Below are 14,852 nucleotides of genomic sequence, written 5' to 3'. Positions count from 1 at the left end.
ATGGACTCGCCCTCGCTGTCGTTGGCTTCTTAAGAATGCCACCGTGGCGCTACTGACGCCTCGGCTTGGGCGAGTCCATCCAATTACGTAATGCGAAGATCGAGTGGGATCGCATTTCAATTCGCTGGCTAACTTGCACCCTGCGGAAAGCGCAGCGGGTCAGAAAAACTGGCCAGCAGATGGTCGTAAATCAGGCGAACGCGCGGAGCGACGGGGCCGCGTTGAGGGCGATAGACGAACAGCTCCCATGGCGGGGGCGCGATCTGCGGCACGACTTCCACCAGCCTGCCCTCTCGCAAATGGGGCTCGGCCAGATAGCGGGGCATTTGCGCGTAAGTCAGCCCGGCCAGAACGATTTCCAGCTCGGCTTCGGGGTCGTCACAGGTGAAGGCGGCCGATTGCGGCAGAAACGTCTGGCCATCGGCGAAAACCCACGGCCATGGCCGTCCGGTTTTACGGTCGATCAGCACGGATAACGGGCGCTGCTTGAGTTCATCCAACGAGGATGGCCGCCCGGTGGAAGCCACCAGTTGCGGCGTGGCCACTACATGAAACGGAACGGTACCGGCTGCTCTGGCGATATAGCGGCGGTCGCGGATGTAGCCAACCCGGATGCCGATATCGACCTGAGCTTCAACAGCATCGGTCACTTCATCGTCGAAGCGCACGTCGATGCGCAACTCCGGATGTTTGCTCATCAGGGGTTTGAGGAATTCCAGCAGGAACAATCGGCCGATGGCGTATGGCGCGGTGATACCGACCCGCCCCGCCAGACCATCGCTCTCGACGCCGGTGTGACGGGCAAAGAGTTGATCAAAGCCGCTCAGGGTTTCCCGCGCCTGCCGTGCCAGGTCTTCGCCGAACGCAGTGATGTGGATCTGCCGGGTGCTGCGGTGAAAGAGCATTTCGCCGAGGGTGTTTTCCAGCTCTTTGATTGCTCGGGTCACGCTCTGCGGCGATGTGCCCAGACGGCTAGCGGCCTCGCGGAAGGTCTCGGATTCAGCGGCGGCACAGAAGATTCTCAGCATTTCGACGCGGTTGAGCATGGGAACTCCTGGTACATGGGGATGCTAAACCTGGAGCGCGCTTACCCGCGAACGCGTCAGCACAGGCGATCTATCCATCAACTGACAGACCGAAATCGCGGGCAAGCGCGCTCCTACAGTCCAATGTTGTGTCGCGACAGCGCGCCGTCAGGAACAGCGGAGCGGCTTCTACGGGCAAAGTAATCCAGAACGGAATGAGTCATCACTGAGCAATCATTCCAATTTCTGGAATTCCTAAATCCTATCTCTTCCATTTATCGATAGAAAGAACCCGCCCACAATTGATTTCGAAAGCAGCTATCCCTCTCGAAACCGACTCAAGGGTATTCAGATCATGAGCAATAACATAGAAGGCAAAGTCGTCGTCATTACCGGTGCAAGCAGCGGCCTGGGTGAAGCCACCGCCCGTCATCTTGGCGGTTTGGGGGCGAAGGTTGTATTGGGCGCTCGTCGCAAGGCTAATCTGGACACGTTGGTCAGCGAAATCACCGCAGCAGGCGGCAGCGCCGTTGCCTATCAGACAGACGTAACCCGTAAAGAAGATGTGGACGCATTGATCAAAGGCGCGCTGGATACCTACGGCCGTGTAGACGTGCTGATCAACAACGCAGGTGCCATGGCGATTGCACCGATGTCGGAAGGCAAGACCGATGAATGGGATCGCATGATCGACATCAACATCAAAGGCCTGCTCTACGGTATCGCCGCCACCCTGCCAGTATTTCAGCAACAGAACAGCGGCCACTTCATCAATATCGCTTCGGTGGCGGGCATCAAGGTCTTCAGCCCGGGCGGCACGGTGTACAGCGGCACCAAGTATGCCGTGCGAGCGATTTCCGAAGGGCTTCGTCATGAAGTCGGCGGCAGCATCCGCACCACCACCATTGAACCGGGTGCAGTGGACTCGGAATTGAAACTGGGCAGTTCGCACCAGGCCAGCGCTGAAGCAGTGGGCGAGTTCTACAAACAGGCTATCCCTTCCAGCTCCGTGGCCCGCGCCATTGCCTTTGCGATTGAGCAACCAGCGGATGTGGACATCAACGAAATCGTGCTGCGCCCGACCTCGCAGGATTTTTGATTACTCGATTGTAGAGCCACGACAAAATCTGTAGGAGTGAGCTTGCTCGCGATAGCGTCCTGTCATTCGACCGGCAACTGACAGGCAGAACGCTATCGCGAGCAAGCTCACTCCTACAGGGAATTGCATTTCAATTCGTTTGAATGCGCCTAAACAAGCTTACTCACCGTTTTACCAGCGCCCTTCCTCAGCGAACTCTGCTCTTTCATCGCCGCGATTTCCCGCGCTGCCTGTGCCTGGTCGAACGAACCATCCCATTTGGCAATCGCGATGGTGCCGATGCCGTTACCGATCAGGTTGGTCACCGCACGCGCTTCGTTAAGGAAGCGGTCGACACCCAACAGCAATACCAGGCCCACCAGCGGAATATCGCCAATCACCGACAGCGTTGCCGCGAGGGTGACAAAGCCTGCACCCGCAACGCCCGCCGAACCTTTCGATGTCAGCAACAACACGCCTAGCACCACCAGTTGATCCATCAAGGTCAGCGGCGTGTTGGTCGCCTGCGCCACAAAGATCGCCGCCATGGTCAGGTAGATACAGGTGCCATCGGAGTTGAAGGTATAGCCCGTTGGCAACACCATACCCACCACCGATTTTTTGCAGCCCAGTTTTTCCAGCTTGACCATCATGCGTGGCAACACGGCTTCGGTTGAGCAGGTCCCGAGGGTGACGAGGATTTCATCCTTGAAGTAACGCAGGAACTGCAACAGCGGCAAACCCGACCAGCGCGCCACACTGCCAAGTACTACAACGATGAAGAACAGGGTCGTGACATATAGGGCGATGATCAACTGCCCCAACGACATCAGTGTGCCGATGCCGTACTTGCCGATGGTGAATGCCATGCCTGCGCCCGCACCCAGAGGGGCGAGTTTCATGACCATCGCGACGATGCGAAACAGGGTTTGCAGGAGCAGATCGATGACGTTAACCAGCGGCTTGCCGGTCTCACCCAATTGCACCAGCGCAACGCCCATCAAGACCGAGACCAGAATCACCTGCAACATCGCGCCTTTGGCGAACGCGTCGAACAGCGTGGTAGGAATGATGCCCATGAAGAACTCGATCACCCCGCCCTGCGCCGCAGCTGCCTGGGTGTAGCCATTGACCGCGCTGGCATTGAGGCTGTTGACGTCGATATTCATGCCGACGCCTGGTTTGAGTACGTTGACCACGACAAGGCCGATAACCAGCGCCAACGTCGATAACACCTCAAAGTAGATCAGCGCCTTGCCGCCAATACGGCCGACCTCCTTGATGCTGCCCATCTTGGCGATGCCGACCACAACGGTGCCGAAAATGATCGGCGCCAGCAGCATTTTGATCAGTTTGATGAAGCCATCGGCGAGGGGTTGCAACTTTGCGCCGATGTCAGGAAGGAAGAAACCGATCGCACCGCCAATGACGATACCGATCAGCACCTGGACATACAGCTGGCCGTACCAGCGCGTAGGTGTGTCGTTCATGAGAACCTCGATCTTGTTGTTGTATGAGGAATTTCATCAATCCGGGCCTCTGTAGCAGCTGCCGAAGGCTGAGAATCGCGGTGTGCCAGACACAACCTTTTCGCAGCCTTCGGCAGCTCCTACAGGGGTAAGGGTTAATTCACTATCAAGCCCCCTCACCCAGCTCGCGCATCACGGCGTACAGCGCAGACTTGGCTTCGAAACCGACGCCCGGGATGTCCGGCAAGCCGACGTAGCTGTTCTCGACTTTGATGCCGTCGGCGAAACCACCAAATGGCTGAAACACGTCGGGATAGGATTCGTTGCCGCCCAGGTGCAGGCCTGCTGCGAGGTTCAGCGACATCTGGTGGCCGCCATGGGGGACGACTCGGCGCGATGACCAGCCCAGTTCTTTCATCACGTCGAGGGTGCGCAGGTATTCCACCAGCCCGTAAGACAGCGCGCAGTCGAACTGCACAAAGTCGCGATCAGGGCGCATGCCGCCGTGGCGCAGCAGGTTGCGGGCATCCTGGTGGGAGAACAGGTTTTCTCCGGTCGCCATGGGCAGGTCATAGTGGTTGGCCAGTTCAGCCTGAAGCGCGTAATCCAGCGGATCGCCCGCCTCTTCGTACCAGAACAGGTTGTAGGGTTTGATGGCCTCGGCGTAGGCAATCGAGGTTTTCAGGTCGAAGCGACCGTTGGCGTCCACGGCCAGACGACGGCCATCGCCCACCACCTCCAGCACGGCTTCGATCCGGCGAATGTCTTCATCCAGCGGCACGGCACCGATTTTCATCTTCACCACGTCGTAGCCGCGGTCCAGATAACTCTGCATTTCGGCCTTGAGCTTGGTCTGGTCCTTGCCGGGATAGTAATAACCGCCCGCCGCGTAGACCCAAACTTTGTCATCGGCGACACCGTCGCGATAACGATCAGCCAACACGCGATAAAGCGGTTTGCCTTCAATCTTCGCGACTGCATCCCACACCGCCATGTCGATGGTGCCGACTGCCACCGAACGCTCGCCGTGGCCCCCTGGCTTTTCGTTGGTCATCAGGGTTTTCCAGATGGCGAACGGGTCGAGGTTGTTGCGCTCGTGGTCGATCAGGCTCTCTGGGTCCGCTTCGGCGACACGCGCCAGAAACCGGTCCCGCATTAGCGCGCCCTGGCCATAACGCCCGTTGGAGTTGAAGCCATAACCGATGACCGGCTTGCCATCGCGAATCACGTCGGTGATGACGGCAACAACCGAGCAGGTCATTTTCGAAAAGTCGATGTAGGCGTTGGCAATAGGCGATGCGATAGAAACGGTTTTCTCGCGAATGTCCACGATGCGCATGGGATGAGTCCTCTCTGATTATTAGGTTGTTGCCGATGCCAGAGAACTCTAGGGCTAGCGGCCCAGGCGCAGCCAATGCTTATAATCGAGCACCTCATGCACAGGTGGCATCGCCCATGGAACTCGCTTGGCTGGAAGACTTTGTCGCACTGGCAGAACTGGAAAACTTCTCTCGTGCGGCTGACTCACGCCATGTCACCCAACCGGCATTCAGCCGCCGGATCAAGTCGCTGGAAAACTGGATGGGCGTTGAGTTATTCGAACGCACCACCCATGGCGCGACTCTGACCGATGTGGGTCGGCAGATGCTCGGTAACGCGCAGGACATGACCCGCCGCCTGCATCAAATGCGACTGGATGCGCGCGAGCTGGCAGGCAAACAGTTACGCACGCTGTATTTCGCGGCGACTCATTCGCTGTCGTTCACGTTTTTTCCCGGCTGGATCCGGAGCATTGAGCGTGAAGCGCCCATCGAAGGCGTACGCCTGCATTCGGACAACATGCGCTCCTGCGAGCAAATGCTGCTGAATGGAGAGGTGCAGTTCCTGCTTTGCCACCATCACCCGGACGTTCCGCCACGCTTTGCCAGTGAGCAATTTCTGGGTAAAGCAGTGGGCCTTGATGTGCTGTTGCCGTTGTGCGCGCCGGGGCAGCGCAGCGTGGCGTCGGATGAAGCGCTGGATTATCTGGGCTACACCGCAGATTCCGGGCTGGGCAGGATCATCAACTGGCGTCTCAATCGTTCGCAGCCCGAGCAGCCCCTGCAAACCCTGTTCAGCTCCCACCTGGCGGCGGTGCTGCTGTCGATGGTGCAGGAAGGCAAAGGCATGGCGTGGTTGCCGCGTACGTTGGCTGAGTCAGAAATGAGCCAGAACCGGTTGGTGCGGGCCCTGGAAGAAACCTGGGACATCCCGGTGGAAATCCGCCTGTTCCGCGCCCGCACACCGCTGAGTGATTTCGCCGAGGCGTTCTGGAATGGGTTGGGGTAGAGAACACAGGCCCAGATGCTGTCTGTGGGAGCTCTCGGAGCCTCAAGATTTTGTAACATGAGGTACTATCGACGGCTCTTTGTTGCCAGGGTGCATTTGCCGGATGTCTTCAACTGATTCCCTTCCCGCCGTTCTTGCCGGTCCGATTTTGCGTCGCCTTGAGCCTCGGCGCTTGGTGATGTGGCTGGTGGGTTCACGGCCGTTGACGTTGACCCTGCGCTTGCCAGACCGTGATTACCCGTTGGATGAACAGCAATGTCAGGTCATTGCGGTAGGCCGTAGTGCGTTCATTCACTTGATCGACGTGCCACTGGATGACGCCCTGCCCTGCGATATCGCCATTGCCTACGATGTATTGATCGACGGCCAGCAAGGCATCGCTGAATGGGCACCGCATTTGCTGTACCCCGACCGATCCCTGCCGGATTTCGTACTGCGCAGCACCATCGAACAACTGCTCCATGGCTCCTGCCGCAAACCCCATCACGCTTCAGACGAAGGCCTGCTGTGCGCCGACCGGCTGCTGGCGGCTAACCCGGCTGCCGAGCATCGCCCTGCGCTGTTGATGATGAGCGGCGATCAGATCTACGCCGATGATGTGGCCGGGCCAATGCTGCGCGCCATCCATGCGTTGATCGAGCGTCTGGGCCTGTTCCACGAGCGTCTCGAAGGTGCGATCGTCGACGACAGCGCCGAGCTCTATAACCATCCGGCCAGCTACTACAACCGTGCCGACCTGTTACCGGCGCTGAAGAGTAACGACACCCTGCGTGAACGGTTCTTTGGCGGCGCGCGCAAACCGATTTTCACCAGCAGCACGGCCGACAACCATCTTGTGACGTTCTCCGAAGTGCTCGCCATGTACCTGCTGGTCTGGTCGCCAGTGCCGTGGACGTTGATCAACCCGACGCCTCCGGTTTTCGAAGCCGGTGAACAGCCTCGCTATGAGCAGGAACAACAACGTATCGACGCTTTTGTTGACGGTTTGGGGGGCGTTGCGCGGGTTTTCGCGCATTTATCCTGCCTGATGATCTTCGACGATCATGACGTAACGGACGACTGGAACCTCTCGGCAAAATGGGAAGAGACTGCCTACGGCCACCCGTTTTCCAAGCGCATCATCGGCAATGCGCTGCTGGCCTACTTGCTGTGCCAGGGCTGGGGCAATAATCCGGATGCCTTCCCTGATTTGCTGGAGCAGACACAGCACCTGGTCAAGCAAGCGCCTGATGCAAACGGTTATCTGCAGAGTGAAACCCTGGATACGTTGATCACCCGGCTGCTGAAGTTTCAGCAATGGCATTACGTGCTGCCCACTTCCCCGGCACTGGTGGTGCTCGACACCCGTACCCGGCGCTGGCGCAGCGAATTCAACCTGCATCAGCCTTCCGGTCTGCTGGATTGGGAAGCGCTCAGTGAACTGCAACAGGATTTGCTCGATCACCCGTCGGCGATCATCGTTTCACCCGCGCCGGTGTTCGGCGTGAAGCTGATTGAGACTGTGCAAAAGGTGTTCAGCTGGTGCGGTCACCCTCTGTTGGTCGATGCCGAAAACTGGATGGCGCATCGGGGCGCAGCGCAGGTCATCCTGAATATCTTTCGTCACTCGCGCACGCCGGGCAATTACGTCGTCCTGTCGGGGGACGTGCATTACTCGTTCGTCTATAAAATCCTGATTCGCCACCGGACCGCCAACCCGCATATCTGGCAGGTCACCAGCAGCGGCTTGAAAAATGAATTCCCGCAAAGCCTGCTGGACTGGTTCGACCGCCTGAACCGCTGGCTGTATTCCCCCCGCTCGCCACTGAACTGGTTTACCAAGCGACGCCTGATGCGCGTAGTACCGCGTATCCCCGAACACAGCAAAGCCGGTGAGCGACTATGGAACTCAGCGGGCGTGGGTCATGTGTTTTTCGATGCCGACGGCCGGCCAACCGAAATTTATCAACTCAACGCCAGCGGACGTGAGCCGACACGATTCATCGAGCCTGACGCTAACGCTTAGTCGCTGAAGGTTTTGATCAACGCGTCACGACCTTTGCTCGTGACGTTCAAGGCCCGGGAGTCGAGCTGTCGGGTAACCCAGCCGCGCTTGAGCATCAGTTCCAGAATGGCGGCACCCAGCGCGCCGCCGATGTGCGGTGAGCGCTCGCTCCAATCCATGCACGGATAAGCCAGCCGCCTGCGCTGGCCGCGCATGGCATCAACATCGACGCCCAGTTTGAGCAGTCGCTCGACGCCCTTTTCGGTGAGGGTGTAATCCTTGCCCTGCGCCTCGATCCAGTTGGCTTTCAGCAAGACATCATGAAGCCTGACCGCGACCTCACCTGCGCAGTGGTCGTAACAGGTTCGCGCGTGACGCAGTGCTTCCGGCGTGCTGGGCTTGAAAGGAGTAGCGGGTTGGCCGGTGATCGACAGCAACGACTCCAGCGCTCGAGCCACCCTGCTGTTGGCCAATCGGTAATAGCGATGCCGCCCCTGCACCAGTTGCTCGACCAGCCCGTGCTCGCGCAGACGCGAAAAATGATTGCTGGCCATGGAGGCTGTCACGTCGGCTACCGCAGCCAGTTCGGTGGCGGTACGCGCCCGACCGTCGAGCAGGCTGCACAACATGCGCGAGCGAGCCGGATCAGCAATGGCACCCGCGACTTCGGCGAGCGAAACCTCCGCGCATTCGACATCCATAGTTCAGCCATCCCTGAAGCATCGTTTTAGGCGCTCATCATACTGAGGTTCACAGCACATTTAGGGATTGAGTCATGAAGCAACCGGGTTTCTTTGGCAGCAAAGTCGTGGCTGCCACGTTTGTAATGGCTGTGTTTGGCTGGGGTATTGGATTCTACGGACCACCGATTTTTCTCTATGCCGTGTTACAGCGCACTGACTGGTCGGTGTCACTGTGCTCGGCGGCAGTGACGTTGCACTTTCTGGCGGGCACGCTGGTGATCGTCAATCTGCCCCGTCTCTACAAACGCTTTGGCCTGGCCCGCGTCACGCTGGCGGGCTCCATCGTCCTGGCGTTTGGCGTGTACGGTTGGGCAGTGGCGGATCAGCCTTATCAGCTGTTTATCGCGGCGCTGCTCAGCGGTTTGGGGTGGGTGACCATGGGCGCGGCAGCGGTCAATGCGGCTATCGCGCCCTGGTTTGTCAGCAAGCGCCCCGCCGCGTTGGCCATGGCTTACAACGGCGCGAGTATTGGCGGAGTGATTTTTTCATCGGCGTGGGTTTACCTGATCAGTCAGCTTGGCTTTGGTCAGGCAGCGCTGTGGGTGGGTGGCCTGTCGGTCAGCGTTATTGCGCTGCTGGCGTTCAAGGTCTTCGCCTTGCGCCCGGAACACTTGGGGCAATACGCCGACGGTGCTGACCAGCCGCCTGCCGAGGCAATCAACCCAGCCGTATCGCCCTCGAGTTCGCTATGGCGCAATCGGCAATTTTTGACCCTGGCAGCGGGCATGTCGCTGGGCTTGTTTGCGCAGATCGGATTGATTACACATTTGTTTCTGGTGCTGGTACAGCATCTGACAGAACAACAAGCGGGATTGGCGATGGGTTTGGCAACGGCCAGTGCCATTGCTGGCCGGACGCTGGTCGGCTCGTTCATGCCCGCACAAGCAAACCGACGCAATGTGGCGTGCCTGAGTTATGGCGTTCAATTGCTGGGCTGCACCGTAATGCTCGGCGTTGACCAGGCTCCAGGGCTGGTCTGGCTGGGTGTGATCCTGTTTGGCGCAGGCATCGGCAACGCGACTTCGCTGCCGCCACTGATTGCTCAAGCGGAATTCCCGCGCCAGCACACCCAACGCGTCGTGGCCCTGATCGTCGCGACGGCGCAAGGCTGTTATGCGTTTGCTCCGGCGATTTTCGGGGTGGTGGAGTCGTTGAGTGGTGAGGCGAATAGCGGGGTATTGATATTTACCTTGGCGGCGGCGATTCAAGGGCTGGCGATAGTGGCTTTGCTGGTTGGGAAGGTCGGGCCGATCAAGCAATCACACTAGCTTGAATTGGAATGCTATCCCTGTGGGAGATTCTATATTTGCCTGCAAGCGAGTTCTTGATCTTGTAGGACCGGCTTTAGCCGGGAGAGCGGTATGTCGCCAAAGAAAATTTAGCGAACATTCGGACCTCCTCCCGGCTAAAGCCGGTCCTACGGAATAGCGCGGTCTATGTGGGAGGCTTGCCCGCGATAAGGCTGGACGCGATCTAAAGTGAACCGCGTCCAGCCTTATCGCGGGCAAGCCTCGCTCCCACATAGGACGCATTTCAACCCAAGAATCTCATCATTCGTTCAATCGATAGTCACCATCAAAATTCGCAAGTTCTGCTTTTTTCGGCAAAGGAGGAGGATAGCCACATGCCGAACCGCCTGTGAGGAATACGCGATGAGAATTTCTACCCTGCTGACGCTTGTCGCCGTATTGACCGGCGGTGCTTTTGCTCCTGCCTTCGCCGCCGGGCAAGCGACTTGCCATTTACAACCGGTCGCAGACAGCAACACCGGCTTGCAGCATTCACAGTCGGTGGGTGTGCTGTACAGCGAAAACACAATCAGCACCCTTCAATACCTTGAGCAATACCATTCAGTTGCTTTGAATGGCGCGAAGAACAACGACCTGGATTCAAGAATTCGCGAAGCCTTCGTCAATAGCTCCGATCCGAAACTGGCCATCGACTGGCTGAAAGGTTCGCTGCAGAAAGAATTCGCCTCGGTGACTGTCTACGACAACCTTGATGCGCTGATGCAGGCCAGACCTGACGTTGTAGTGATGCTCGACACTTACAACCGCCTGGTGACCCAGCGTAATACTCAGGTCGAAGCACGGTTTGTCGCCAAATTCTATGACGCCAACCTGCAATACATCGGCAAGGCCGAAGGTTTTGGCGGCAAGGAAATGACTTCGGTGTGGGTGCATGACAAGGCCGCCGCTGAAATCGCTGCGCAGATTGATCAGCAACGTGTGCTGCAAGTGAATGCGTTAAAACAGTTCGATGCTTCGCTGAAGGCGCTGGTGATTTCGGGGCAGGTTGCGGCTAATTGACCACGAAACATCTTCGGTAGGAGCCAACTTGTTGGCGAGACTTTAGACCTGTGTAAGCAGAAATATTGCCTCGCCAACAAGTTGGCTCCTACCGGAAATTTTCTTCACTGCAACGACCCGGCCACCGCCCCGCGTATTGCATCCAGCAACATCGCAAACGCCGGATTATCGTTATCCGAACGCCAGATCAGGTGCAGTTCGCTTTGCACGCCCTCCCCCAGATCGATGTCGCGAAACGTCACGCCCTTGAACACCACACTCGCCGCACACCGTGGCACCAGTGCCAGGCCCATGCCTGCGTTGACCAGCGCCAGAATGGTCAGCGACGACCCCAGCCATTGCACGTACTGCGGTGCCACCCGGGCCGAACGGAACATGCCGGTCAGCAATTCGTTGAACGGCGGATAAGCGGCGTGGGAATACATCAGGAACGGCTCGGCATCCAGATCCGACACTGACACCGTTTCAGCAGTAGCCAGCCGATGCGTACTGGGCACCGCCAACACAAACGGCTCACGCACCAGGCACTCGGTGGCAAAACCCGGCTGCAGCAAGGGTGAACGAACAATCCCCAAATCGATGCGCCGCGCCCGCATGGCTTCGTGCTGCTGATAGGTGTTCATTTCTTCCAGCGAGATTTTTACCTGCGGCTGTTTGAGCCGCGCTTCGGCAATCACCTTGGGCAGAAACTCATACACCGCGCTGCCGACAAAGCTGATGGTCACCGAACCGATATCCCCTTCAGCAAAGCGCTTGGCGGATGCGGCAGCTTGCTGGGCGCGTTCCAGCAGGTTCTGCGCCTCCACGAAAAACGCCCGCCCCGCCGCCGTCAATGCCACGCTGCGAGTGCTGCGGGTAAACAGCGCCACTCCCAGATGGTGCTCCAACAATTGAATCTGTCGACTCAAGGGTGGCTGGGTCATATTCAGGCGTTCAGCGGCGCGGCGAAAGTTGAGTTCGGTGGCGACGGTGGTGAAACAACGCAGTTGGGCAAGCTCAAACATTGATTCATTCCAGGTATCAATCAAGTGCCAATCTAGATTAGACCGGAACAAAGACTGCGTCCATGATCGACTCGTCCCCAAAAAAATAATGATCGGGAGTCGCCTCAGTGAACACAGTCCAAAGTCCGACGGACGCCTCAGCGCTTGCCCGGGCAGCCGCCAAGGTCAAGCGCCACGTCCTTCCCCTGTTCGTCATCATGTTCATCGTCAATTACATTGACCGGGTGAACATCGGCTTCGTCCGTAGCCATCTGGAAACCGATCTGGGCATAGGCGCAGCCGCTTATGGTCTGGGTGCCGGGTTGTTCTTCGTTGGCTACGCGATTTTCGAAGTCCCTTCCAACATGCTGCTGCAACGCTACGGCGCTCGCGCCTGGCTGACGCGGATCATGTTCACCTGGGGCGTGGCGGCAATGGCCATGGCTTTCGTGCAAGGTGAAACCAGTTTCTACGTGCTGCGTTTTATCCTCGGCGCGGCTGAAGCGGGCTTCTTCCCCGGCATCATTTATTACTTCACACAGTGGTTGCCCGGCGCTGATCGCGGCAAGGCCATGGCGATCTTCCTCAGTGGCTCGGCCATTGCGTCAGTCATTTCCGGACCGGTATCGGGCGCGCTGCTCAATGTCAGCGGGCTGGGCATGCACGGCTGGCAGTGGATGTTCCTGATCGAAGGCTTCGCCTCGGTGGTGCTTTGCGCGTTTGTCTGGTTCTGGCTGCAGTCGCATCCCAGCGAAGCCAAATGGCTCAGCACTGAAGAAAAAGACGCGCTGATTGGCGCCATTGCTACGGAGCAGCGTGAACGCGAAGCCTCGCAGACCATCAAGCCTTCGATGTTCAAACTGCTGGCCGACAAACAGATTGCGCTGTTCTGCTTCATCTACTTTTCTATCGCCCTGACCATCTACGGCGCCACGTTCTGGCTGCCGAGCATGATCAAGAAGATGGGCAACATGGGCGACTTCCAGGTCGGCCTGTTCAACTCGATCCCGTGGATCATTTCGATCATCGCCATGTACGGCTTCGCGGCCATGGCCAGCAAATGGAAATATCAACAGGCGTGGGTCGCGGTGACATTGGTGATCGCCTCGTTCGGCATGTTCATGTCCACCACGGGCGGCCCGGTCTTCGCGTTCGTCGCCATCTGCTTCGCCGCGATTGGTTTCAAAGCGGCCTCGGCATTGTTCTGGCCAATCCCGCAAGGTTATCTGGATGCACGGATCGCGGCGGCAGTGATTGCTCTGATCAACTCCATCGGCAACCTCGGCGGCTTCGTTGCGCCCACAGCGTTTGGCTTCCTTGAGCAAACCACCGGCTCCATCGAAGGCGGTTTGTATGGCTTGGCAATTACTTCCCTGGTAGCTGCAGTGGTGATCTTCTTCGCCCGCACCAAGCCTCGCGGCGATGCGCCAAGCGTGTTGGGCGGCAAGCCTGAAGACGATGACACGAAAAAAAACATGAATAAGCCTCAAGCCCTGACATCGGGAGCAGCCTCTTGAAAATCAAACGCGTAACCGTCACTCCAATCGCCTTTCGCGACCCGCCCCTGCTCAACGCCAGCGGCATTCACGAGCCTTTTGCGCTGCGCTCGATCATTGAAGTTGAAAGCGATAACGGCTACATCGGATTGGGCGAAAGCTACGGCGATGCTCCAGCGCTGGCGATCCAGCAGCAACTGCAGAGCCAGTTGATTGGCCTTGACCCGTTCAATCTCAACCAGCTACGCACTATTGTGCAGGCGACGGTAGCGGCCAATAAACCGGCGAGCATTGCCGGTGCCGAACTGGCCCCCGGCTCCCACGCCAGCAAAGCGGTAAGCAATGCTTATTCGGCCTTTGAAGTCGCGTTTCTGGATTTGCAGGCGCATTACCTGAACGTACCGCTGGTGGATCTGTTGGGCGGTGCCATTCGTGACGAGATCCCGTTCAGCGCCTACCTGTTCTTCAAGTACGCCCAGCATGTGGATTCACCCTACAAGCCGGACAACTGGGGCGAGGCGCTGAACGAGGAGCAGATCGTTGCTCAGGCTAGACGGATGATCGAGGAGTACGGTTTCAAGAGTATCAAGCTCAAAGCCGGCACCCTGCCGCCGGAGCATGAAGTGTCCTGTATCAAGGCGCTGAAGAAAGCCTTCCCCGGATACCCGCTGCGCATCGACCCTAACGGCAACTGGTCGCTGGAAACGTCGATTCGCATGGCCGAATTGCTGGGCGACGATCTGCAGTATTACGAAGATCCGACGCCAGGTCTTGAGGGTATGTCCGAGCTGCACAAACGCACCGGTTTGCCGCTAGCAACCAACATGGTGGTGACGGATTTCGATGAGTTCCGCCGCAGCGTAGCGCTCAACAGTGTGCAGATTGTGCTCGCCGACCACCATTACTGGGGCGGTCTGCGTGACACGCAAGCGCTGGCAAAAATGTGCGACACCTTCGGGCTCGGGGTGTCGATGCACTCCAACTCGCACTTGGGCATCAGCTTGATGGCGATGGCGCATGTAGCGGCGTCAGTGCCGAATCTGGATTACGCCTGCGACACCCACTACCCGTGGCAGGAACCGGACGAGGAAGTGATCAAGGGCGGCAAGCTGCCGATTGTCGACGGCTGCGTGAAAATCACCCGCGCACCGGGACTGGGGCTGGAACTGGACCGGGATCAACTGGGCAAGCTGCATGACCAATACCTGACTTGTGGCATCCGTCAGCGCGATGACGTGAAACAGATGCAACGTTACAAGCCGGACTGGAAGGCGGTTAAACCGCGGTTCTGATCAACCTGACTCACCAGACAAATCTTTAGCCCGGACACTCCCCCTGTGCCGGGCTTTTTTTGTTTTGATTCCGTAGGAGCGCGCTTGCCCGCGATTGCGGCTTGCCAGACAACGAACAGGTTGCTGAACTGACGCTATCGCGGGC

12 protein-coding genes are annotated in these 14,852 nt (G+C 58.2%); 7 read left to right on the top strand and 5 right to left on the bottom strand.

Annotated features, from left to right (window positions below):
* Nucleotides 1-128: 128 nt before the first annotated feature.
* Nucleotides 129-1,046, bottom strand: a complete 918-nt coding sequence (locus AO242_RS19120) for a LysR family transcriptional regulator (protein WP_099269961.1) — start codon at nucleotides 1,044-1,046, stop codon at nucleotides 129-131.
* A gap of 334 nt (nucleotides 1,047-1,380) precedes the next feature.
* Here AO242_RS19120 and AO242_RS19115 point away from each other — a divergent pair, with 334 nt between their 5' ends.
* Complete coding sequence (locus AO242_RS19115) at nucleotides 1,381-2,124, top strand: SDR family oxidoreductase (protein WP_099269960.1); 744 nt, start codon at nucleotides 1,381-1,383, stop codon at nucleotides 2,122-2,124.
* Nucleotides 2,125-2,273: 149 nt separating this feature from the next.
* On the opposite strand, the gene dctA is transcribed toward AO242_RS19115, so the two are convergent.
* Complete coding sequence (gene dctA / locus AO242_RS19110; protein ID WP_099269959.1) at nucleotides 2,274-3,593, bottom strand: C4-dicarboxylate transporter DctA; 1,320 nt, start codon at nucleotides 3,591-3,593, stop codon at nucleotides 2,274-2,276.
* Between the two features lie 145 nt (nucleotides 3,594-3,738).
* Nucleotides 3,739-4,911, bottom strand: coding sequence for a mandelate racemase/muconate lactonizing enzyme family protein (locus AO242_RS19105; RefSeq protein ID WP_099269958.1), 1,173 nt, complete (start codon nucleotides 4,909-4,911; stop codon nucleotides 3,739-3,741).
* A 116-nt stretch (nucleotides 4,912-5,027) separates the two neighbouring features.
* Between AO242_RS19105 and AO242_RS19100 the strand changes: the two genes are divergently transcribed.
* Nucleotides 5,028-5,900 (top strand): LysR family transcriptional regulator, encoded by an 873-nt coding sequence (locus tag AO242_RS19100; RefSeq protein WP_099269957.1) that lies wholly within the window; start codon nucleotides 5,028-5,030, stop codon nucleotides 5,898-5,900.
* A 103-nt stretch (nucleotides 5,901-6,003) separates the two neighbouring features.
* On the top strand, nucleotides 6,004-7,905 hold the full coding sequence (locus AO242_RS19095) for a hypothetical protein (RefSeq protein ID WP_099269956.1): 1,902 nt from the start codon (nucleotides 6,004-6,006) through the stop codon (nucleotides 7,903-7,905).
* On the opposite strand, the gene AO242_RS19090 is transcribed toward AO242_RS19095, so the two are convergent.
* Complete coding sequence (locus tag AO242_RS19090; RefSeq protein WP_099269955.1) at nucleotides 7,902-8,585, bottom strand: ArsR/SmtB family transcription factor; 684 nt, start codon at nucleotides 8,583-8,585, stop codon at nucleotides 7,902-7,904. The two genes, AO242_RS19095 and AO242_RS19090, sit on opposite strands and share 4 nt — an antisense overlap.
* Before the next feature lie 74 nt (nucleotides 8,586-8,659).
* Between AO242_RS19090 and AO242_RS19085 the strand changes: the two genes are divergently transcribed.
* Both AO242_RS19085 and AO242_RS19080 read left to right on the top strand, forming a co-directional pair.
* Nucleotides 8,660-9,895, top strand: coding sequence for an MFS transporter (locus AO242_RS19085; protein ID WP_099269954.1), 1,236 nt, complete (start codon nucleotides 8,660-8,662; stop codon nucleotides 9,893-9,895).
* Nucleotides 9,896-10,279: 384 nt separating this feature from the next.
* Nucleotides 10,280-10,936 carry an ATPase gene (locus tag AO242_RS19080; RefSeq protein WP_099269953.1) on the top strand — a complete coding sequence of 219 codons (657 nt, stop codon included), beginning with the start codon at nucleotides 10,280-10,282 and terminating at the stop codon, nucleotides 10,934-10,936.
* Between the two features lie 104 nt (nucleotides 10,937-11,040).
* On the opposite strand, the gene AO242_RS19075 is transcribed toward AO242_RS19080, so the two are convergent.
* Nucleotides 11,041-11,940 (bottom strand): LysR substrate-binding domain-containing protein, encoded by a 900-nt coding sequence (locus AO242_RS19075; protein WP_095100253.1) that lies wholly within the window; start codon nucleotides 11,938-11,940, stop codon nucleotides 11,041-11,043.
* A gap of 107 nt (nucleotides 11,941-12,047) precedes the next feature.
* On the opposite strand from AO242_RS19075, the gene AO242_RS19070 reads away from it, so the two are divergent.
* Both AO242_RS19070 and AO242_RS19065 read left to right on the top strand, forming a co-directional pair.
* On the top strand, nucleotides 12,048-13,436 hold the full coding sequence (locus AO242_RS19070) for an MFS transporter (protein ID WP_027902083.1): 1,389 nt from the start codon (nucleotides 12,048-12,050) through the stop codon (nucleotides 13,434-13,436).
* Complete coding sequence (locus AO242_RS19065) at nucleotides 13,433-14,707, top strand: glucarate dehydratase family protein (protein WP_027902082.1); 1,275 nt, start codon at nucleotides 13,433-13,435, stop codon at nucleotides 14,705-14,707. Before AO242_RS19070 ends, AO242_RS19065 begins: the two co-directional genes overlap by 4 nt.
* Nucleotides 14,708-14,852 lie beyond the last annotated feature (145 nt).

The organism is Pseudomonas sp. ICMP 561 (assembly GCF_002699985.1).
In the GTDB taxonomy this organism is placed as follows: domain Bacteria; phylum Pseudomonadota; class Gammaproteobacteria; order Pseudomonadales; family Pseudomonadaceae; genus Aquipseudomonas; species Aquipseudomonas quasicaspiana.
The sequence above is the reverse complement of the archived record's forward strand: the minus strand, read 5'-3'. Positions and strand labels throughout refer to the sequence as shown.